Annotated in this window: 25 protein-coding genes and 1 tRNA gene; 20 read left to right on the forward strand and 6 right to left on the reverse strand. The window is 58.6% G+C overall.

What is annotated here, in order from left to right; translation table 11 throughout:
* Positions 1-55: 55 nt before the first annotated feature.
* The 4 genes from JUE30_RS01940 to JUE30_RS01955 all read left to right on the forward strand — a co-directional run bounded on the left by JUE30_RS01940 (position 56) and on the right by JUE30_RS01955 (position 2713).
* On the forward strand, positions 56-877 hold the full coding sequence (locus tag JUE30_RS01940) for a Cof-type HAD-IIB family hydrolase (RefSeq protein ID WP_203623380.1): 822 nt from the start codon (positions 56-58) through the stop codon (positions 875-877).
* Positions 874-1362, forward strand: coding sequence for a GNAT family N-acetyltransferase (locus JUE30_RS01945; protein ID WP_203623381.1), 489 nt, complete (start codon positions 874-876; stop codon positions 1360-1362). Before JUE30_RS01940 ends, JUE30_RS01945 begins: the two co-directional genes overlap by 4 nt.
* A 19-nt stretch (positions 1363-1381) precedes the next feature.
* A complete protein-coding gene (locus JUE30_RS01950; RefSeq protein WP_203623382.1) occupies positions 1382-1978 on the forward strand; it encodes a TetR/AcrR family transcriptional regulator C-terminal domain-containing protein in 597 nt (198 codons plus the stop codon).
* A 90-nt stretch (positions 1979-2068) separates the two neighbouring features.
* Positions 2069-2713: a nitroreductase family protein gene (locus JUE30_RS01955; RefSeq protein ID WP_125757340.1), complete on the forward strand. Its 645-nt coding sequence runs from the start codon at positions 2069-2071 to the stop codon at positions 2711-2713.
* Positions 2714-2795: 82 nt separating this feature from the next.
* Here JUE30_RS01955 and JUE30_RS01960 read toward each other — a convergent pair whose 3' ends face one another.
* A complete protein-coding gene (locus tag JUE30_RS01960; RefSeq protein ID WP_125757338.1) occupies positions 2796-3362 on the reverse strand; it encodes a hypothetical protein in 567 nt (188 codons plus the stop codon).
* Between the two features lie 87 nt (positions 3363-3449).
* Between JUE30_RS01960 and JUE30_RS01965 the strand changes: the two genes are divergently transcribed.
* On the forward strand, positions 3450-4403 hold the full coding sequence (locus JUE30_RS01965; protein ID WP_203623383.1) for an aldo/keto reductase family oxidoreductase: 954 nt from the start codon (positions 3450-3452) through the stop codon (positions 4401-4403).
* Positions 4404-4560: 157 nt separating this feature from the next.
* Here JUE30_RS01965 and JUE30_RS01970 read toward each other — a convergent pair whose 3' ends face one another.
* From JUE30_RS01970 to JUE30_RS01980, 3 genes are all read right to left on the reverse strand, one after another.
* The gene (locus JUE30_RS01970) at positions 4561-5289 is read right to left on the reverse strand and encodes a glycosyltransferase (RefSeq protein WP_203623424.1); all 729 of its coding nucleotides are present in this window, start codon (positions 5287-5289) and stop codon (positions 4561-4563) included.
* Between the two features lie 119 nt (positions 5290-5408).
* Positions 5409-6332 carry an SPFH domain-containing protein gene (locus tag JUE30_RS01975; RefSeq protein ID WP_056989310.1) on the reverse strand — a complete coding sequence of 308 codons (924 nt, stop codon included), beginning with the start codon at positions 6330-6332 and terminating at the stop codon, positions 5409-5411.
* A 44-nt stretch (positions 6333-6376) separates the two neighbouring features.
* Positions 6377-6568: a hypothetical protein gene (locus JUE30_RS01980; RefSeq protein WP_125757331.1), complete on the reverse strand. Its 192-nt coding sequence runs from the start codon at positions 6566-6568 to the stop codon at positions 6377-6379.
* Positions 6569-6753: 185 nt separating this feature from the next.
* On the opposite strand from JUE30_RS01980, the gene JUE30_RS01985 reads away from it, so the two are divergent.
* Positions 6754-7488 (forward strand): GH25 family lysozyme, encoded by a 735-nt coding sequence (locus JUE30_RS01985; protein WP_203623384.1) that lies wholly within the window; start codon positions 6754-6756, stop codon positions 7486-7488.
* Between the two features lie 80 nt (positions 7489-7568).
* Positions 7569-7925 carry a YxeA family protein gene (locus JUE30_RS01990; protein WP_203623385.1) on the forward strand — a complete coding sequence of 119 codons (357 nt, stop codon included), beginning with the start codon at positions 7569-7571 and terminating at the stop codon, positions 7923-7925.
* Positions 7926-7988: 63 nt separating this feature from the next.
* Here JUE30_RS01990 and JUE30_RS01995 read toward each other — a convergent pair whose 3' ends face one another.
* Entirely contained in the window at positions 7989-8366 is a 378-nt protein-coding gene (locus JUE30_RS01995) for a DUF4828 domain-containing protein (protein WP_225419396.1), read from the reverse strand.
* A gap of 126 nt (positions 8367-8492) precedes the next feature.
* On the opposite strand from JUE30_RS01995, the gene JUE30_RS02000 reads away from it, so the two are divergent.
* The 3 genes from JUE30_RS02000 (at position 8493) to JUE30_RS02010 (ending at position 11284) form a co-directional block, all read left to right on the forward strand.
* On the forward strand, positions 8493-9473 hold the full coding sequence (locus JUE30_RS02000; protein ID WP_203623386.1) for a Gfo/Idh/MocA family protein: 981 nt from the start codon (positions 8493-8495) through the stop codon (positions 9471-9473).
* 8 nt (positions 9474-9481) lie between these two features.
* Positions 9482-10777: a DEAD/DEAH box helicase gene (locus JUE30_RS02005; protein ID WP_203623387.1), complete on the forward strand. Its 1296-nt coding sequence runs from the start codon at positions 9482-9484 to the stop codon at positions 10775-10777.
* Between the two features lie 81 nt (positions 10778-10858).
* The gene (locus tag JUE30_RS02010) at positions 10859-11284 is read left to right on the forward strand and encodes a DUF3284 domain-containing protein (protein WP_125757321.1); all 426 of its coding nucleotides are present in this window, start codon (positions 10859-10861) and stop codon (positions 11282-11284) included.
* An 86-nt stretch (positions 11285-11370) separates the two neighbouring features.
* On the opposite strand, the gene JUE30_RS02015 is transcribed toward JUE30_RS02010, so the two are convergent.
* A tRNA-Arg gene (locus tag JUE30_RS02015) sits at positions 11371-11444 on the reverse strand.
* Between the two features lie 122 nt (positions 11445-11566).
* Here JUE30_RS02015 and JUE30_RS02020 point away from each other — a divergent pair.
* From JUE30_RS02020 to JUE30_RS02065, 10 genes are all read left to right on the forward strand, one after another.
* Positions 11567-12250, forward strand: a complete 684-nt coding sequence (locus JUE30_RS02020) for a hypothetical protein (protein WP_203623388.1) — start codon at positions 11567-11569, stop codon at positions 12248-12250.
* Between the two features lie 264 nt (positions 12251-12514).
* Complete coding sequence (locus JUE30_RS02025; protein ID WP_125757317.1) at positions 12515-12781, forward strand: GlsB/YeaQ/YmgE family stress response membrane protein; 267 nt, start codon at positions 12515-12517, stop codon at positions 12779-12781.
* Between the two features lie 26 nt (positions 12782-12807).
* Complete coding sequence (gene amaP, locus JUE30_RS02030) at positions 12808-13347, forward strand: alkaline shock response membrane anchor protein AmaP (protein WP_203623389.1); 540 nt, start codon at positions 12808-12810, stop codon at positions 13345-13347.
* Between the two features lie 16 nt (positions 13348-13363).
* A complete protein-coding gene (locus JUE30_RS02035; RefSeq protein ID WP_203623390.1) occupies positions 13364-13564 on the forward strand; it encodes a hypothetical protein in 201 nt (66 codons plus the stop codon).
* Between the two features lie 6 nt (positions 13565-13570).
* The gene (locus JUE30_RS02040) at positions 13571-13966 is read left to right on the forward strand and encodes an Asp23/Gls24 family envelope stress response protein (protein ID WP_203623425.1); all 396 of its coding nucleotides are present in this window, start codon (positions 13571-13573) and stop codon (positions 13964-13966) included.
* Between the two features lie 60 nt (positions 13967-14026).
* Positions 14027-14560 carry an Asp23/Gls24 family envelope stress response protein gene (locus JUE30_RS02045; RefSeq protein ID WP_239061340.1) on the forward strand — a complete coding sequence of 178 codons (534 nt, stop codon included), beginning with the start codon at positions 14027-14029 and terminating at the stop codon, positions 14558-14560.
* Positions 14561-14762: 202 nt separating this feature from the next.
* On the forward strand, positions 14763-17096 hold the full coding sequence (locus JUE30_RS02050; RefSeq protein ID WP_203623391.1) for an ATP-binding cassette domain-containing protein: 2334 nt from the start codon (positions 14763-14765) through the stop codon (positions 17094-17096).
* A gap of 188 nt (positions 17097-17284) precedes the next feature.
* Positions 17285-17692 (forward strand): PTS sugar transporter subunit IIA, encoded by a 408-nt coding sequence (locus JUE30_RS02055; RefSeq protein ID WP_203623392.1) that lies wholly within the window; start codon positions 17285-17287, stop codon positions 17690-17692.
* On the forward strand, positions 17689-18624 hold the full coding sequence (locus tag JUE30_RS02060; RefSeq protein WP_203623393.1) for a LacI family DNA-binding transcriptional regulator: 936 nt from the start codon (positions 17689-17691) through the stop codon (positions 18622-18624). The genes JUE30_RS02055 and JUE30_RS02060 overlap by 4 nt, the downstream gene beginning before the upstream one ends.
* Positions 18625-18736: 112 nt before the next feature.
* Entirely contained in the window at positions 18737-19003 is a 267-nt protein-coding gene (locus tag JUE30_RS02065) for an ACT domain-containing protein (RefSeq protein ID WP_125757305.1), read from the forward strand.
* The last annotated feature ends 2 nt before the right edge of the window (positions 19004-19005 follow it).

A 19005-nucleotide genomic window follows, 5' to 3' on the forward strand; every position in this document is an offset into this window, starting at 1 on the left:
TGGCTAATTGGAAACTGCGATATAATTGACCCATGTTTAACCAAAGGGGACCGCTATGACAATCAAACTGATCGCGACGGATATTGATGACACCTTACTGAATTCCGACAGGCAGCTGACTGCGCACACGATTGACGTGCTGAAATGTGCTTCCGCGCAGGGTATCAAGGTGGTGCTGTGCACCGGGCGGCCGGTGCAGGCAGTCCAGCCGCTGCTGGATCAGCTGGGGCTGAGCGGGCCCGATGAGTACGCCATCACCTTCAACGGGGCGGTGACGGTGTCGCTTGCCGGCGAGCAGTTCAGCAACTTTGACCTGGGCCGCAGCGACTTTGCGGCACTGGATCAGTTCGCCAAGGCCCATCAGCTGACCTATAACTTGCGAGACGCCCAAGGTGCCGTCATCACACCGGACGATAATATCAGCTTCTACGCGGTGCGACAGGCGTACGACAGCCAGGTGGGTATCACGCGCCTGACGCCGGGCCAAGTCCCGGCGGATTTTCGCTACGTGAAAGGCATGCTGACGGCGCCCAAGGCGGTGCTTGACGCGATCGAACCCAGCGCCCGGGCGGCTTTTGGCGACGCATACTACGTGGTGCGGTCGACGCCATTTTTCCTGGAAGTCATGAATCCAAAGGCCAATAAGGGGAGCGGACTGGCGGCACTGGCCAAGCGCCTGGGGCTTGCTTCTGCCGAAGTGATGGCGTGCGGCGACGAGGCCAACGACCTCCCGATGCTGAAGTGGGCCGGGTGCGCGATCGGCATGGCCAACGGCATTGACGCGGTGAAGCAGGCGGCCACGCATGTCACACTCGACAACGACCACGACGGGGTGGCCGCTGCGGTCGAAAAATACGTGCTGGAGGCCCGGTCATGAGCATAACTTTTCAGCCGGCCCGGCCTGCGGACCTGCCTGCCATCATGGCAATTGAACACGCCGGCTTCACGCCTGCAGAGGCGGCCAGTCAGGCCAGCATGGCGGCGCGCATTGCCGCCTACCCGGAAACTTTCATCACGGCGCATCAGGCCGGCCGCTTGGTCGGTTATGTGGTCGGCCCAGCGATTCAGCGGCGTCACTTAACGGACGACTTGTTTGAAATCGCGCAGCCCAATTCAAAGACGGCGCCTTACCTGGCCATCCTAAGCCTGGCGGTGGCCCCGGAAGTACAGGGCCAAGGCATTGGGTCCGCGCTGCTGGCTGCCCTGTCTGACCTGGGCAAACGGCAACACCGCCGCGGGCTTACGCTGACCTGCCTGGCCAAACTCGTGCCGTTTTACACGCGCAATGGGTTTGTCAGCGATGGTCAGTCGGCTTCAACTCATGCTGGTGAAGTGTGGTTCGACATGGTGAAACAGCTCTAAAGGCGTGGGGGAAGACACAATGAAAAATGAAGCAATCTCGCTAGCCACGAATCGGCGCTTTTCAGCGGCGTTAAAGGCGGCACTGCGCACCCGGCCGTTTGAAGACATCACGGTGCAACAGCTGCTCACTGCCACCGGCATGGCGCGGCCGACTTTTTATTATCATTTTGATGATCTGTTCGGGCTCTTGCAATGGACCTTTGCCGACGAGGCGCTGAGCTTGCTCCAGAAGGATTCGGATTACACTCACTGGGAGGAAGATGTTTACCGGCTGCTGGTGTATTTGGCTAACAACGCTGATTTGTATGCCAACTTCTATGCGAATATCACGTTGGAGCAAGTTCAGGCGATTTTCTGTACGCCGATGTTAAAAATCCTGAATGGCTACATTCAGGCCGTGATTACGGCGAGGCAGCTGACGGTGAGCGCTGCGACTCAGCAGTTTGTCGCCGAGTTTTTTGTCGGCGGCTTTGTCAGTGTGCTGGTGCGCTGGCTGAAGGCCGGTCTGCCAGAGTCGCCGGCGGCGCTGCGGCAGCAGCTGCACGAGACGATGGATCAGATCATTGTCCAGGTGCTGGAAAAGGCGAACAAAACCGGGAATTTGTCAGATGTCTAACATACGGTAGCGATTGAACATTCTTTAATGCGAATGGGTTGCTTACAATAAAGATGTAAGCGAATTCATGAACAGAAAGGATGAGCGTTTATGGCTTTTGTGAATAATGATTTTGGTGACGTGTTGTTGCACCGCGAATCAGTGCGGGACTTTGATCCGAGTGTCAAGATTCCTCGCGAAGAGCTTCAGCAGATGATTTCTGAAGCAATCACGGCGCCCTCAGCCTGCAACCTGCAGGCCTGGCACTTTGTGATTGTCGACGACGAGGCTGGCAAGGACAAGCTTCGGTCCTACTTCATGAAGTTTAACAAGCCGCAACTGGATTCATGCAGCGCCATGATCCAGATCTTCGGCGATACCTTGGCCTTCAAGGCCTACCGCGACTTGTGGAACAAGGCCTGCGAAGATGGCCGCATCACCCCGGAAAAGCGTGATGAGGTGCTCAACACCTTCTTGCCGCTGTACGAAAAGGCGCCTAAGTCCATGCTGGTCAACGATTCAACGGTTGACAGCACGATTGCCGCCACGCAGCTGATGCTGATCGCCCGGGCGCACGGCTATGAGTCCAACCCCATTGGCGGCTATGACACCACCAAGGCGGCCAAGGTCTTCGGTCTCGACCCGGAGCGCTATGTGCCAGTCATGGCCGTTGCGCTGGGCAAGCCGGCCAAGAACGGCAAGGACGAGATGAAGTCCGCTCGTTACCCGGCATCTCAGGTTATCGAGTTCGCCTAATCTAAAAATCGACAATACCTCCGCTTGGTTAGCTAGCTGCTAACTTGGCGGAGGTATTTTTGATCGCGCTAGCTCGCGGCAGTCAGTCGACAATCGGCGGCAGGTCCGGGATCAGCATGCGGTAAAGACTAAGCGCCTTGGGCTGCGGCAGTGCAGGCTCGGTGGTCGCCGTCTGCAAGGCAAACCGCAGCAGTGCCGCACCCAGCCAGCCGCTGATGAACGTGCGGTCTTGCGCCGGGTAGTCGCGCGTGATCAGCACCCGCTGCACGGCGCCGATCATCAGGTCCTGCGCCCGGTCTGCCGCGCTCGCCCAGATGATCAGCTGCCACAGCGGCCGCGCTTCCAGCAGCGCGGACACGATCAGCGCGGAGCCGCTTTGAAAGTCCTTGATGGTGCTTTGATCAACGCGGTGTTCGAAGGCGCCGATTTGTTTGAGCAGCTCGACGGCCAAAATGTCCTTGAGATCCTGGTGGTGGCGGTAAAACGTGGCGCGCGACACCCCGGCCAGGCGGCAAAACTCACCAACCTTGAGACTGGAAAAAGGGACGCCTTGGTCGTGCAGCCGCTGCAGGGCCGAAAGCATTTTGACTTGCGAGTGCCGGCTGCGGGCGTCGATCTGCATCCCGCCGGCCAGTTGAATTTTTGCCATGATGTCACCTCGTTTAGGCTATTGTACCAGAACCCGGCTTGACGGCGGCAGGGCACTGTGGTTAAACCGAGGTGAGGTGATTGTGACATGAAAACGGTAAAGCTTGGTAACACGAACTGGACGGCGTCAAACGTCGCGCTGGGCATCATGCGCATGGACGCGTTGTCCCCAGCTGAGGCCGCCACGAGTCTGAACGCGGCGGTGGACGCTGGCATCAACTTCATTGATTCGGCTGACATTTACGGGCAAGGGGCGTCGGAAAAGGTCTTTGGCGAAGCACTGAAACAGTCTGGCCTCCGGCGCGACCAGCTGTTCATTCAGTCCAAGGGCGGCATCATTGTCGACCCGGCGCGTTCGCACGGCAGCCTGGTGTTCGGCAAGCGCTACGATTTTTCCAAGCAGCACCTGATCGATGCCGTGGACGGCGAGCTCTCCCGGATGGGCATCGACTACCTGGATGCCTTCCTGCTGCACCGGCCGGATCCCTTGATGGAACCAGACGAGGTCGCCGCGGCCTTTGACGAGCTGCAGCAGGCCGGCAAGGCGCGGCACTTCGGGGTGTCCAACTTTGACCCGCAGCAGTTCGCATTTCTGCAGGAAAATGTCAGCCAGCCGCTCCTGATTAACCAGGTTCAGTTCTCTGTCATGCACACCGGCATGGTCAACGCCGGCATGCATGTGAACATGGAAGATCCGCGCTCGGTCAATCACGACGGCGGGCTGCTGGCCTTTTCGCGGCGCAAGCACGTCACTCTGCAGGCCTGGTCGCCGTTCCAGTATGGGATGTTTGCCGGGGTCTACATCGACAACGACAAGTTCCCGAAGCTGAACGCCAAGCTTGCTGAGCTGGCGGACAAATACCATGTCTCGAAAAATGGCATCGCGGTCGCTTGGATCCTGCGCATGCCGGTGCCGTTCCAGGTCATTTTGGGCACCATGAATCCGGCCCACATCAAGGACTCGGCCGCCGGCTCTGACGTGACGTTAACACGCCAGGAGTGGTACGATGTGTACTTTGCGGCAGGCAACGACCTACCTTAATGCGCAACTGTCTAAGAAAGTAAGTCAAAATTGCCTAGGCGCGTTCCATAAAGCAGCGCCCAAGCGCACAAACGCCCCTGCACCGCGATTTTAAACCAATCGTGGCGCAGGGGCGCTTGTGTTTTGGGCTAAACCCGCTTTATGTCTCAGCCTCTTTTTAGCCCAGCGTGCGACCGAGCTGGCGGATGCGGGCGAACACGGCGTCTTCCTGGCGCCTGGCCGCCCAGCCGGCCGTGTGAATTGTGCTGTTGGGCCGGTTCTCCTTGGTGTACAAAATCGCTGGCAGATAGGCGTAAGGGCCGGGCGTCGCGGCGACAAAACTGGCGGTGAACAGGTAGTCCTCGGCAATCGGCAGGGTTTCGTCGAAGTGCAGGTTCGCCGCGTGAATCGCCGCCGTGCGAAACGCCTTGTTCCAGACGTAGCCGCCGACTTCAGTGCCGTGGTGGGCGACCTGGTCGAACATTTCGCGCTGGGTCAGCAGCGTTTCCTGTGCTTGCCGCGGTGGGGCCCCGCGGAACCACCGGTAGCCAACTGCCACGGCGGCAATCCCGGGGGTCATCGCGCGTGCCATCACCGCCGCAAAGGTCGGCGCGATGCGGTCATCACCGTCGACAAAGGCCACCGCACTAGTCGTCGCGCGGGCGAGGCCGAAGTTGCGGGCGACCGACACGCCGCGGTGCTCGGCAAACGCCTCGTGGTGAAAATTGGGGATGCCGCGGACAAAGGCGGCGCCGCGCTCAGCAGTCCCGTCGGTGGAGCCGTCGTCCACCAGCCACAGGGTAAAGTCGGCGGTTTGGTGCGTCAAATCGGCCAGCAGCGGCTCAAAGTAGGCGCCAAGCTGGTAAGTCGGGATCACGATTGTCAATGATTCAGCCATGTTACTCACCTCCACGGGTAATTATCCGCGGGACAGCGCTGAAGACAAATAATTGGCTTGGCCCATTGGCAAGTGGCCACAAAAAAGCGCCGACATCTCGCGATGGCGGCACTTTGCGGAACGTTCAGTTAGTTTTCGACGTGCTTGGCGCTGGCCAGGACCTTGCCAACGGCTGGGATCTGGCCCAGTGAATCGATGGCGGTACTTGGCATGACCACGGTGTTTGAGGACCCGTTGGCCAAAGCTTCCAGCGCTTCGACGTTCTTGTACGTCAGGTACAGATCGCCGTTGTTCTTGAGCCCTTCGTTGATCGAGTTGATCTGGTCGCGCACGGCCTCGGCGATCAGCCGCTGAGACTCGGCTTTACCTTGAGCTTCCAGAATCTGGGTCTGTTTGTTGGCTTCAGCTTGGAGAATGTCAGATTGCTTTTCCCCTTCGGCCTTGGCGATGGCAGCCTGCTTCAGGCCTTCCGCCTCCATGATGTTGGCTTCCTTTTCACGCGAAGCCCGCAGCAGCTTGTTCATGGATTCCTGAATGGTCTTGTCGACCTGGATCGAGTCGATGTTGACGCGGTCTACGTTCAGGCCATAGCCGGCAGTCGTTGTGGCGATCTGCTGGAACAGGGTCTGGTTGATCGTTTCGGTGCCGTTCAGGACGTCGTTCAGGTCCATGTTCCCGATGATGCCGCGCAGGTTAGCGCGAGTATCTTGGACCATGGACAGCACGGAATCCTTGTTTTGGTACACGTAGGCGTTGACGTCGGTGATGTGGTACTTCAGGGTTTCGGAAATGCGCACCACAACGTTATCCTTGGTGATGACTTCTTGTTCGTCGACCTTCAGCGGAATCTGCTTCATGTTGACGATCTCGGTGATGCGGTAGATGAACGGCGGTACCACATGGAAGCCTGGTTGCAGCGTCTGGACATACTTCCCCAGCCGCTCCACGATGCCGACTTCCCCGGTATGAATAATGGCCATACTGGAGAACAAGATAATCAGTAGAAAAATGGCAACGATGATCACGATTGCCCAAATGATAATTCCGAACATGTTAACTCCTCCTTTGATTGCCGCGAGCGCGGCGCTCAGCTGTGCTAATACTGCAGTTGCCGTTTGGCCAGGCGGACCCCCAAGCCCAGCGCTGAAGCTTCTGCCACCACCACCAGATCACCGGTGGTGGCGGCGTCGAGCAGCCAGTAGTGATAATGAATGCCAAACAAGACGACCTCGCCATTGCCTTCATGGGTGAGGGTGAAAGTCGTGCCAATCAAGCGCTCGTCTAGCATGCTCTGCCTCCTTGCAACTGACCACATCATAGTCTGTTTGGCCAAGGTAAAATCAGTCTTGGGGCTGATTTTACCGGGAACAGACCCGGTACAATAACGATCAACACCTTCCATTCTACAGTAATTCTGACGGCTTGCCAGCAAATCGGTATAATAGGGGTAATTTGCGGAAAGGGGCAACCGGCATGGCAAGGCGCAGGCGCAAGCGGCCCATCTACTCAAATACCTATATCAAGCGCCGCCGCATTTGGACGGCGGCGGGGGCTTTGGTGCTCATCCTTGCGCTGGCCCTGGGCGGCTGGCTATGGGCCCAGCGCAAAACCGGTGTGGCCAAGTATCCGGTGCGCGGCGTCGCCTTGTCCCAAAGCGACGGCAGTGCCGACTTTCAGGCCCTGCAAAGCTCCGGGCTGGCCTTTGTCTACCTGAAAAGCACGCAAGGGGCGAGCTTTTTTGACGACAGTTTTGCCACCAACTACCAGCAGGCCAGCGGCAGCGGCTTGGCCGTCGGCGTGTATCACTATTTTTCCTTTGACAGCAACCCGGCGGCCCAGGCGGATTATTTTGCCGCCAAGGTCGGAAAAAATGTAGGTACGCTGCCGATTGGCCTGCACATCGCCTACTACGGGGATTACGCGATCCGCCCGCCCAAGCCGGCGGTGCTGCGGGCTAAGGTCCAGGCGTTTGTCGTGGAGCTGCGCCGCTACACGACCCGCCCGCTCGTGTTCATCGGCAGTCCTGCGGTGCTTGGTGCCCTCAAAGGTATCGACAGCAGCGCCAAGCGGTGGGTGATCAGCGCGCGCCGGCCGCGCTTTGCCGGCGCCGCGTTTTGGCAGGACGGCAAGCTTGAGGCTGCCGGCGACAGTTACCCGGCCGTGGCCTTTCTGGGTACGAAGGCGGCGCTTCAGAAGCTGGCGAACTAACAAAATCGTCACCAAACTGTTAGCTGAATCGATGGCTGGCCGGCTTTCGGCAAGCGATACTAGCAGTGAGGTGAGACAAGATGAAAAAATTGTTGGTCGGGTTGATCGTCGTGGTCGCCTTGGCATTTGGCGGCTACAAGCTCGTGGCAGTGCTATCGTACGGCGGCACTTCGTACTACACCAAGGTCACGACCAGCGGCGAGCAGATCACAGAGAAAAGTGATCAGGGCCGCAGTTATACGGATTACCGGTATCGCCTGACCGGGTACGACAAAACCGGGCACAGCCGCTTGCTCGACTTTAACGCTAACAAGGCGCGGCCCCTGAAGCGCGGCGCTTACCTCAAGCTGGTCTACAACGCCAATAAGGGCGTTACCAGCTGGCAGGCCGTGGACCAGGGCTTAGTGCCAGAGCCGGCCCTCAGCCGCCTTAACTAGCTAACTTACCAGAAAAGGCCGTGCACTTCAGACGAAGTGCACGGCCTTTCGCATGCGCGGTGGTTATTCTGAGTCGGTTGGCGCGGCCGGGGTGATGATGTTGTAGGTCGTGTCCTCGGCCTCGTCGTACACCTTAGTTGGACCAGTGGGACCGCTGGTGATGATCAGCTGGTAGCCGTAGTGATCCAGAAAGGTCAGCCGGTCGGTCGAAATGCCGGTCACCGTGCCGGGCAGCACGCGACCGTCAATTTTGATGGCGAGGTCCTTGGACACGACGATTTGGTGAGTCTTGTTAGTCAGCTCGTCCAGAAAGGCATAGCGGCCTGTGTACTGCTGCGCCAAGGTCTCCATGGGCGTTGGGGCCGTCTGCCCGCGATGGTGATGCCGGTGCGGCACACTGTTTTTTAATCCGCTGATGAGATTGTGCACGAATGATGGCATCTCTTGACCCCCGTTTATGATACCCTCATCATAGCATGCAGTTGTTACGCTGACGTATCAGAATCAAATCGGTCTGTTACAATATCTTTAAAAGCATTTGTTAATAATGAGAAAGGTGGGAGGACTTTGAAATTAGGAATTATCGGCACCAACGGCATCACGGTCCAGTTTGTGCAGGCGGCCGAGGCGACGGGACAGTTCACGCTGGCCGCGGTGTATTCTCGCCGCGAAGAAACGGCCCAGCACTTCATTGCGGAAACGCACGAGGCGGCCATTTACACGGACCTGGACGCGTTTTTTGCCAGCGCTATCGACGTCGTGTACATTGCCAGTCCGAACGGTCTGCACGCCGGCCAGGCGATTCAGGCGCTAAATGCCGGCAAGCACGCCATCGTGGAAAAGCCCATGGTGACCGATCGCAGTCAGCTGGCCGCTTTGGAAGAGGCGCAGGACGCGCATCCGGACTTGCTGGTTTTTGAGGCGGCGCGGCACGTCTACGATCCTAACTTCCAAGTGATCGCCGATTACGTCAAGGATCACAAGGGCGCGCTGAACGGTGCGACGCTGGTGAATGCCAAGTACTCCTCGCGTTACGATGCCTACCTGGCTGGGGATGATCCTAACATCTTCTCGCCACGCTTTGGCGGGGGCGCACTGATGGACCTTGGCGTTTACTCCGTGTACGCGGCCATTGGCTGGTTTGGCCTGCCCAGTGAGGTGGTTTACCTGCCCAATGTCCTGTCCAGCGGGGTCGACGGCAGCGGGGTGGCCAGCCTGTCCTACGATTTTGGCAACGTGACTTTGCTGACTGGGAAAAATTACATCACGCAGGCCCCAAGCGAGATCTATTTTGGCAAAACAACGCTGAGTTTTGGCGCGACCGGCGTGCTTGATCATGCGCACACCTTTGGCGCTGATGCGCAAGACTTGGCCAAGCCGCAGGTCGACAACCCCTTGGCCTATGAGGCAGAATTCTTTGGCCGCGCCATCGAGTCCGGCGACCATGCGGCCTGTGCCAAAGCGTTTAACTTGGCCAAGCAGGTGCACACGGTGATGGGACGCTTGCGTGCGACGACAGACATTCACTTCGGGACAGACCCGGAATAGGAGACAACATGCCAATAGCTTCGATGTTTCAACCCCTGTGGGACGCTTCCGGCTTCAAGGCCGAAACGCCAATTCAGGAACAAGTTTATCAGCCGCTCAAGGACGGACGGTCACTGGTCGGATTAGCCCCGACTGGCTCGGGCAAAACGCTGGCCTTTGCGCTGCCGCTGCTCGAGCAGACCACGCCAGGCGCCGGGTTGCAGCTGCTGGTGATCAGCCCGTCTCAGGAGCTGGCGATCCAGACCCGCGACGTGATGCGGCCATACACCCAGGCGGCGGGCCTGCACCTGGTCGGGGTGACCGGGTCGGCGAATGTGAAGCGCCAGCTTGAACAGCTCGAGGAGAAACCCGAGGTGATCATTGCCACGGCCGGGCGGCTGCTGGAGCTCGTGCAATCCCGGCGCCTCAAGCTGGCCGCGCTGAAGACCATCGTCATCGACGAGGCGGATGAAATGCTGCGCGAGCCGGGCCTCAGTCAGGTCCGCGAGCTGGCCCAGGCCGCGCCGGAAGACGTTCAGCTGACCTTTTTCAGCGCGACGGAAAGTCCGCTGTTCAAGGACCTGGCCAAAGAGTTCGGCCAGGAAGTGGAAATCATTGACGTGCGCGATATCGACCACACCCAAGGCGCGGTCATGCATTATTTTGTGCAAACCGACAACGCCCACCGCGAGGTCTGGCTGCGGCACCTGGCGCACCTGGACAAGTTCCAGGCCCTGGTGTTCTTCAATCAAAATGCGGTGATGATGAAAGTTGCGCGCACACTCAGCCACCAAAGCGTCAAATTCGCGGTGTTGAACCGCACCGACCGCTCGACGACGCGCGCCAACGCCTTGAATGCCTTTCGCAAAGGCAAGGTGACGTTGCTGCTGGTCACGGACTTGGCCGGACGCGGGCTTGACATTCCGCACCTGCCGGCCGTGATCAACTACCAGACGCCAACCCGCGCGGAGGCCTACATTCACCGCGCCGGCCGGACTGGCCGCATGGGCGCCAAGGGGATGGTGGTGACGCTGGGCGACGACCACGACCTGCGCGATTTGCGCAAGTTGGTGCCGCAGTACGACATCGTGCGCGGCTACCTGAACGACGGCAAAATGTCCACGGAAGCGCCGAAGGAAGAAGCAGCGACGCTGAAACTTGCCAAGGCGCCGCGGACTGCACCCACCGTGCCAGCGGCTCAGACGCCCGCGCCGGTGGCTTCAGGCCAGCCGGTTGAAGCGGTCAAGGCCGCACCGGCTAGGAAGAAACACCACAAGAATCGGCTGCGGGATCGCAAGAACAAGGGCAAGCGGCGAAAAGCTTAGCCCCCTTGCGTCAGCGCTGCCATTAGCTGATAATAGTGGTATAGACAACGCGATGTGCGCGAATATTCGGAGGCCTTTTTAATGAAAGTAACCAGTACTGTTGATGCACCCGTGTCATTTTTCTATCAGAAACTGATTGATTCGGTGCTGTACGACATTAAGCACGAAACCGGGCAAGACTTGACGTTTGCCCAGCTGGCGGGTTTTGAATACAAGAAGTCGGTTGGCGCGCGCGGCACGATTCGGATCAAAATCTCGAAGCTGGTGCAAAATCAAACTTACGCCTTCGATACGATTGCCGGCGGTGATACTTATCACACGCGCTACGATCTGGCCGGCACTGAGGATGATAAAACCGACGTCGTTTATCACGAAAACGCCGAATATGCCGATGACATCAAGAAAACCAACAACACGATCATGATGATCCTGATCGGCTGGAGCAAGAAGCGCCGCATGAAGAAAATGTGGGACTCGGTTGCCGCGTCGTATCAAGACGGTGAATAACAAAATGGGGCTCGCTCAGGCGGGTCTTTTTAATTACATCAAAAAAGACCAGAAATTAGATTTCTGGTCTCGCTTTAGTTCGGTGCTGCGCTCTATCGGAATCGAACCGATGATCTTCTGCTTAGGAGGCAGTTGCTCTATCCTGCTGAGCTAAGAGCGCGAATACGATAATTCTGCGCTAAAGCTGAATTGCTGTCAACTGGCCGGGGGGCACTGGATTCGGCCAAAGGCGCCTGGCCGGCGTGGTACAATGGCCAAAATAAACCGAAAGGGGGTCATCTGGTGATCTATCTGCAAACAGTTGGCGCCACGCTGGTGATTTTGCTCGCATCGGCCATGATTTTGTCCTGGCTCAACGCGCGGACCATTCAGCACATTGTCAATGTGACGGGCAAGTCGAACGCACAGTTGTGGCAGATGTTGCCAGGGTTGTGGGTTCACGAAACGGCGCACGCGCTGGTGGGCCGCCTGTTTGGTCTTCAGATTCAAGAATTCTCGGTGCACCAAAGCGCAGATCGGCGCTCGGCAGGGCACGTGACGTTCAGTTTCAACAAACACTCCTTGTGGCAGCGCCTGGGGTTGTTTTTTGCCGGCGGCGCGCCGGTGTGGACGTTTGGGGCAGTGGTGCTGGCCGTTGGCAAGCGGGCGTTTTGGCCGGGGCAGCCGCTGGCGCTGGTCGGGCTGGGCACGATGATGCCGGCCTGGCCTTGGGTCGGCGCATGGCTGCTGCTCACGCTGCTCCTGAGTTTCGGAGCCAGCCTGTCGAGCGCCGATCTGCGCACCATGATGCGCGGGCTGCCGGTGTTTGCGGTGTTGCTGCTGGCGGCAGCTGGACTGGTGAGGCTTGTGGCCCCCGCTGGCCTTTTGACTTGGGTGAGCCTGAATGTGCTGGCGGGCTGGATCGCCGGTTTGCTGGCACTGGTTGCACTGGGGATGAACGTGCTCAGTCACCTGGTGTGGCGCTGATCGTCTCAAATATAAGTGATAGTTGATTATTTTAATAATCATATTCATTGCGCAAGGCCGATATATTCAGTTACGCTTATATTAGGCAGGGGAGAGCCCTGCCACAACGTATCCCCGAGGAGCCGGAAGAGCCGCTTTTCCGGTGCTAATGCGACCGCGCTCGTCCTAGGCAACGCGGGCGGCCGCTCTCGATTGTTGACATTGGATGGTGCAGTGCCAGAGTGGTGCGGCCATCTCGACAATCCACTGAAGGGAGTGGGAACTATGTTACATCTGATCTGGGTCCTCATTATTGGGGCAGTGATTGGTGCAATCGGTTCGATGATCGTCGGCCGCGATCTGCCAGGTGGGTGGATCGGGAATATCATCGGCGGGCTCGTTGGGGCCTGGGTGGGCGGCAGCCTGCTCGGCAACTGGGGGCCGAATGTCGCCGGGATGGCCGTGATTCCGGCAATCATCGGTGCAATTGTGGTCGTGCTCATCGTTTCGCTGCTGATCGGCACCCTCGGCAAGAAGCGTGACCGCGCCTGACCGCGGCGGCTGAAGGAGGGAAAACGATGCGACCACTGACCAAAGCAGGCCTCGGCATGGTGGCCATCATCGGGCTTGTCCAGGCCCTGGCCGTCATGGCGCTGACCTGGCCGCTCGCTGGGGTTCGCACCTGGCTTTTGCTGTACTGGCAGCCGGCGCACTGGGTCCTGTTCGGCCTAGCTGCGTTTGTCGGCCTCGCGTTTTTGATCATGCTGCTGGTCGCCGTGCTGAGGCCGTCAACGACGACTAAGCTGGTGCTGGCCAATGACCGCGGCGACTTGTCTGTGTCCAAGCAGGCGGTCGAAAATGCGGTGGCGAAGGCTGTCGCCGCCGCGCATCCGGTCAAAGGCGTCACCGTGGATGCAAAAATGCACAAGACGCAGGTCAAGCAGGCGACCATTGATGCGTACAGCCTTGAGCCCACCAACTTGAAGACGCAAGTTGAAGGCATTGAGGCGACCGCGCAAGGCAAGCTTGAGCGGCTGCTTGGCGTTCCGGTGAAGAAGATCAAGGTCAACCTTCACCCTGGCACGAAGGCCCCGGACAATGCCGCCCGGGTGCTGTAGTGAGAAAGGAGACGCCATGCCAAAATACCTGACAGGCGCGCTGATTGGCGGCGGCATTGCCCTCGCCTGGCTGCGCTTCGGTTTTCTGGGAATGTTGTTTGTCGCGCTGATGGCGACCGGCGGCTGGGCCGTTGAAAAGTACCTTTGGCCTCGCCGCGCGTATCTGATGGCCTTTTTCCAAAATGGGGCGGTGAACCGCCGGCGGGAGGTGAGGTGATTGCCAATGCAAACTACGCCCGCGCCTGCCAGCACCACGGCGGCGACCAGCTCCAAACTGACCTTTGAACCCTACGTCCTGGAGAAGATTGCCGGCATCTGCGCGCAGCAGATCCCGGGAATTCTCGCCATGGACGGCAATGTCGTTGACAAAATGGCCGAAAGTCTGGGCCGCGATGAGAAAATTACCAAGGGCATTAAGGCCGAGGTGGGCGAGCACCAGGTCGCCGTTGACATGACGGCGTTACTCGAGTTCGACGCTGACGCCAAGGCCGTGCACGAGGCGCTGATCACGGCGGTGCAAGCTGCGGCGCTGCGTATGACCGGCCTGCAGCTGGTCGAGCTCAACTTGCACGTCGCGGATGTTTTGACCAGAAGTGAGTGGCAGAAGCACCAGGCTTGACGCTTTACCCGACCACTGTTGACAGGCCGATTGATTCGGCCGCTGCCAAAGGAGGCCAAGATGACTAACGAAGACATGAAGAAGCACTTGAACCGCTTAGATAAAAGCACCACGGATCTGTACGGCGATCAGGGTCTGCAGGACACCAAGAAGCCGGAAATGGCAGATGAAGACCGCGACTTAGAACTAAAGAAGGAATTGCGGTTTGACGATGCGGTCATCCAAAAAATCGCCGGCATCACCGCCGCCGACGTGGACGGTTTGCTGCGCCTGGAAGGCGGCATGTTCCATGACATGACCGACTTTTTGCGCAAGGATGCCGACCCGAAAGCTGGCGTTGCCGTGAATGTGGACGACAACCAGAAGGTCAAGGTGGAACTGGACGCGACGATGCGCTACGGCGAAGACGCGCCCAAGGTGTTTGACCAGGCCACTGACGAAATCGTCAAGAACGTGAAGCAAATGACTGGCATGGATGTGACCGAAGTGAAAATGACGGTCAAGGATATGCTGACGGACGATGAAATCGCGGCCGAAAAGGCCAAAGCAAGCAAGGACGACAAGGATTTAGACCGCGATATGCAGCCGGCCTAAATCGCGTTTTCCACAACCCGAGCCGCGCAGCCCCCTGCGCGGCTTTTTCAATTTTTAATAAGAATCGGGCTTGCGACGGACGCTGAAGATGCGACGAACCGTCATAATAATCTGAGGGTAATCGACGCTGCGGCGAAAAAAGGTGACGCACCCCTTGCCAAACGCGTATGCTTAGAACCATCAAGGGCTAGGAGGCAAAATTGTGCTCGAACTCAAACACATTAAAAAGTACTACCACGTCGGTGACACCCTGACCAAGGCGCAAGATGACGTGTCCGTTGCGTTTCGCAAGCAGGAATTCGTCGCCATTCTCGGCCCCAGCGGCTCGGGGAAGACGACGATGCTCAACATCATCGGCGGGCTTGACCGCTACGACTCCGGCGACCTGCTGATCAAGGGCCGCTCGACCAAGGATTTCAAGGACTCAGACTGGGACGCTTACCGGAACAACTCGGTCGGCTTTATTTTTCAGTCGTACAACCTGATCACCCACCTGTCGATCATCGAAAACGTCGAGATGGGGATGACGCTGTCCGGCGTGCCGGCGGCGGAAAAGAAGAAGCGGGCCGAAGACGCCTTGATCCGTGTCGGCCTCAAAGACCACATGCACAAGCAGCCCAGCCAGCTGTCTGGCGGTCAGATGCAGCGCGTGGCAATCGCCCGCGCCATCGCTAACGACCCGGAGATTTTGCTGGCCGATGAGCCGACGGGGGCACTGGACTCGGAGACCTCTGAGGAGATCATGCAGCTGATCCAGGACCTGTCGCGCGAGCGCCTGGTCATCATGGTCACGCACAACCCGGATCTGGCCAAGAAGTACGCCGACCGCGTGATCAACTTCGCCGACGGGAAAATCATGCATGATTCGCACCCGCACGTCGAGGCGGAAAAGGCCGAGGCGTTTCAGCTCAAGCGCACCAAGATGAGCTACCTGACCGCGCTCAAGCTGTCTTGGACCAACATTCGCACCAAAAAAGGGCGGACGTTCCTGACCGTTTTTGCCTCCAGCATCGGGATCATCGGCATCGCGGTGGTGCTGGCCTTGTCCAACGGCTTCCAAAAGCAGATCGATAAGACGCAAAGCGAGGCGATGGCCTCCATGCCGGTAACGATTTCGCAAACCGGGACGGACACCAACTCGCTGATGACCGGGACGGACACCAAGACTTTTTCCAAGTCGAAACAGGTGATGGCCGAAAAGAGTGCGGCCGATAAAGCCCAGCACACCAACAAGCTGAGCCAGTCCTACCTGGACTACCTGGACAAAATGCCGACGGCCGACGCGCGCAATATTGCCGTTTCTTACGGCACGGGCATGAACCTGATTCGCCAGGTTGACGGCAAGTACAAGGCCGTCAGCTTTTCGACGGCCAACCCCGACAGCAGCAGTGCTGATTACGGTTCGATGATGGCTGCGTCCACCGGCGTCGGCGGCGCGGTTTACCCTGTTCGCCGCACCAGCTCGGGCAAGACCTTCCTGCAGACCTATTACAAGGTTCTCGCCGGGCGTTACCCCACCAAGGCCACAGACATTGTGCTGGTGGTCGACAAGAAGAATAACGTCAACATCAACGCGCTGAAGAACCTCGGCCTCACGGTCATGGAAGGGCAGAAGTTTAACTACGACGATTTGATTGGCACCACGGTCAAGCTGGTCACTAACGACCACTACTACATGAAGCTGCCGACCGGGACCTACCTGCCTAACCAGGATCTGAGTAGTGCCGCAACGGCGCCGTCGACGAAGACTCTGACCATTCGCGGCATTGTGCGGGTCAAGTCCAAGAATTCCGATGGGTTGCTGTCCTCAGGCATCGCTTACAGTTCAGCTTTGACCAAGCAGGTTCTGAATGACAACAAGAACTCGGCGATCGTCGCCGCCCAAAAAGCCAGCCAGACCAATGTTATGACCGGCCAGCCGATGGATCAAGCGACACGCGCGGGGATGCTGACGACTTTGGGCGGCACCAGCACGCCGATTTCCATCCAGATTTATCCGACCACCTTCAAGCTCAAGGACAAGGTGCTCAGCTACCTGGACCAGTGGAACAAGCACCACAAGCGAGCTGATAAGGTGATTTACACCGACCTGGCCGGCACCGTATCCGACATGACCGGTGGCCTGATGGATGCGGTCACGTATGTACTGGTCGCCTTCGCCGGGATCTCGCTGGTCACTTCCATGATCATGATCGCCATCTTGACCTACACTTCAGTCATTGAGCGCACCAAGGAAATCGGGGTGCTCAAGGCCCTGGGCGCGCGGAAGAAGGACATTACGCGCGTGTTTGACGCCGAGACCTTCATTCTGGGCATCGGCGCCGGCTTGTTCGGCATCGTGGTCGCTTGGGCGCTGACCTTCCCAATCAATGTGGTGTTGGAAAATGTCACCGGCCTGGCAGGCGTTGCCGTGCTCAATCCGGTCCACGCCATCGTGCTGGTCATCATTTCCACCGTCTTGACTCTGCTGGGCGGCCATGTGCCGGCCCGCATGGCGGCCAAGAAGGATGCGGCGATCGCGTTGCGCTCGGAATAACAAACTTGCCTCAAACGCTGAACCGCCTGCAGTTGCAGGCGGTTTTTTGCTGGCTTGAAAAAGTTTTTCAACTTTTTTCGTGAAAGCGCTTGACCTGAAACCCGTCCCATAATTTACAGTGACCTTGTTGATAGAAACAGCGATTCGATCCGCGGCGAAGCGCATGGCAATCATAGGAGGTCGTCATCATGTTTGACACATTATTTCGTAAAACTGCCCTAGTGAACCTGGACTTGGCGGATCAGTCGGAACTTGGCGCGCTGGCCGAGGCAGCCAAGCAGGCGGCCAAAGCCTTCAAGCTGGACGAGACTGCGCTGCACGCCAGCATGTTGGCCAGCGAGGCGCAAGGCGCGCAGTTCGCCGGGGACCAGGCCGTGATCGTGTACGCGTCAAGCGATGCGCTGAAGGCGCCGCGGACGTTGCTGTTGACGCTGGCCGAGCCGGTGGCATGGGGCTCAGGTGAGGGTGCTCATGCGGTGTCCCAGCTGGTCATTTTGGCCATGCCAGGCGATCACAGCGAAGAGGAAAAGCAGGCGGTCCTGACTCGCATTCGCCGCAACGCTTCTGCTACACTAAGAGGCGGAGGATCATCATGACAAACATTCACGACATTGCGCGCATCAGCGGCTACTCGGTTTCGACCGTTTCCCGGGTGCTGAACCATCGAAAATATGTCTCAGACGCTGTCCGGGCGAAGGTCCAGGCGGTGATTGACGAGCTGGATTACGCGCCCAGCGAAGTTGCCCGCGACCTGAGCCGCGGCAAGACCATGAAAATCGGGGTGGTGCTGCCGATCTTCGTGCACCCGTACTACACGGCGCTCATGCAAAGCATCACGGAGGCCGCCTTTGCGCAAGGCTATCAGGTGACCCTGCTGCCGTCTAATTACCAGCCCAAGCTGGAAAAACAATTCCTGGAGCAGTTCCGCCGCCGCTCCTTTGACGGTCTGATTTTCACTTCGCACGAAAGCCCGCTGGCCGACTTGGCCAAGTACCAGCAGTTCGGCCCGGTGGTGGTGTGCGAAGACCCAGGGGCGGTTGACATCGCCGCGGCGTTCACCGACCGCAAGGACAGCTACCGCCAGGCGTTTGAATGGATTCGCGCCCGCGGCTATCAGCACGTCAGTCTGATGCTGCCGCGTGAGCCCAAGCTGTCTGCAACCTCGCGCACCATGGTCGAGGCCTACACCGCCGTGTTCGGCACGCCGCCGGATCCGACGCGCAACTGGGTAAGCTCTATGACCAACGAGGACGGCAAGGCCGCCGGGGCGTTTTTTGCTAAGCTGCAGCCGGACTTCGTGTTCTCAAACGGCGACGACATCGCCGCCGGGGTGCTGGAGTACTACGTGGAACACGGCCTGCAGCCACCGGCGATGATGGGTCAGGAGAACGAAACCGCCGGCCGCTTGATGGGCATTTCGACCATCGATCACCACCTTGACGCCGTCGGCCAGGCCGCGCTGGCTTTGGCGACCGGGGCCAAGCATGGCCGCGTCGAGATTACGTCGCAGTTTATTGCCAGAGGTTAAGCCACCAGTGGCCCGCTTGTTGCGAGCCACTTTTTGCAACCACTGAAAAACCCGCCAGACGCGCTTTCGGTATGCTAAACTGAGAGCAACTTAACACTCAGGAGGCGGTTTCATGCAAGTCATCATCACGGTCATCGGGACGGATAAGGTGGGCATTATCGCGGCCGTCACAACCAAGCTGGCAGCCCTGGACGTCAACATTTTGGACGTGTCGCAGACTATCATGCGCGGGGCGTTCACGATGATGCTCCTGGCGCAGCTGCCGGCTGAGGCGGACTTCACGGCCGTTAAAACGCAGCTGCAGGACTTGGGCGCAGACATCGGCGTCGAGGTCAAAATCGCGCGGCAGGAGATTTTTGACGCGATGCACAAGCTGTAACC

This window comes from Lacticaseibacillus sp. 866-1 (genome assembly GCF_016861825.1).
GTDB lineage: Bacteria > Bacillota > Bacilli > Lactobacillales > Lactobacillaceae > Lacticaseibacillus.

Excerpts from the sequence above, each read along its gene's own strand:
- JUE30_RS01940 (WP_203623380.1), top strand. The coding sequence starts at position 56 with ATGACAATCAAACTGATCGCGACGGATATTGATGACACCTTACTGAAT.
- JUE30_RS01945 (WP_203623381.1), top strand. The coding sequence starts at position 874 with ATGAGCATAACTTTTCAGCCGGCCCGGCCTGCGGACCTGCCTGCCATC.
- JUE30_RS01950 (WP_203623382.1), top strand. The coding sequence starts at position 1,382 with ATGAAAAATGAAGCAATCTCGCTAGCCACGAATCGGCGCTTTTCAGCG.
- JUE30_RS01955 (WP_125757340.1), top strand. The coding sequence starts at position 2,069 with ATGGCTTTTGTGAATAATGATTTTGGTGACGTGTTGTTGCACCGCGAA.
- JUE30_RS01960 (WP_125757338.1), bottom strand. The coding sequence starts at position 3,362 with ATGGCAAAAATTCAACTGGCCGGCGGGATGCAGATCGACGCCCGCAGC.
- JUE30_RS01965 (WP_203623383.1), top strand. The coding sequence starts at position 3,450 with ATGAAAACGGTAAAGCTTGGTAACACGAACTGGACGGCGTCAAACGTC.
- JUE30_RS01975 (WP_056989310.1), bottom strand. The coding sequence starts at position 6,332 with ATGTTCGGAATTATCATTTGGGCAATCGTGATCATCGTTGCCATTTTT.
- JUE30_RS01980 (WP_125757331.1), bottom strand. The coding sequence starts at position 6,568 with ATGCTAGACGAGCGCTTGATTGGCACGACTTTCACCCTCACCCATGAA.
- JUE30_RS01985 (WP_203623384.1), top strand. The coding sequence starts at position 6,754 with ATGGCAAGGCGCAGGCGCAAGCGGCCCATCTACTCAAATACCTATATC.
- JUE30_RS01990 (WP_203623385.1), top strand. The coding sequence starts at position 7,569 with ATGAAAAAATTGTTGGTCGGGTTGATCGTCGTGGTCGCCTTGGCATTT.
- JUE30_RS01995 (WP_225419396.1), bottom strand. The coding sequence starts at position 8,366 with ATGCCATCATTCGTGCACAATCTCATCAGCGGATTAAAAAACAGTGTG.
- JUE30_RS02005 (WP_203623387.1), top strand. The coding sequence starts at position 9,482 with ATGCCAATAGCTTCGATGTTTCAACCCCTGTGGGACGCTTCCGGCTTC.
- JUE30_RS02010 (WP_125757321.1), top strand. The coding sequence starts at position 10,859 with ATGAAAGTAACCAGTACTGTTGATGCACCCGTGTCATTTTTCTATCAG.
- JUE30_RS02025 (WP_125757317.1), top strand. The coding sequence starts at position 12,515 with ATGTTACATCTGATCTGGGTCCTCATTATTGGGGCAGTGATTGGTGCA.
- amaP (WP_203623389.1), top strand. The coding sequence starts at position 12,808 with ATGCGACCACTGACCAAAGCAGGCCTCGGCATGGTGGCCATCATCGGG.
- JUE30_RS02035 (WP_203623390.1), top strand. The coding sequence starts at position 13,364 with ATGCCAAAATACCTGACAGGCGCGCTGATTGGCGGCGGCATTGCCCTC.
- JUE30_RS02040 (WP_203623425.1), top strand. The coding sequence starts at position 13,571 with ATGCAAACTACGCCCGCGCCTGCCAGCACCACGGCGGCGACCAGCTCC.
- JUE30_RS02045 (WP_239061340.1), top strand. The coding sequence starts at position 14,027 with ATGACTAACGAAGACATGAAGAAGCACTTGAACCGCTTAGATAAAAGC.
- JUE30_RS02055 (WP_203623392.1), top strand. The coding sequence starts at position 17,285 with ATGTTTGACACATTATTTCGTAAAACTGCCCTAGTGAACCTGGACTTG.
- JUE30_RS02060 (WP_203623393.1), top strand. The coding sequence starts at position 17,689 with ATGACAAACATTCACGACATTGCGCGCATCAGCGGCTACTCGGTTTCG.
- JUE30_RS02065 (WP_125757305.1), top strand. The coding sequence starts at position 18,737 with ATGCAAGTCATCATCACGGTCATCGGGACGGATAAGGTGGGCATTATC.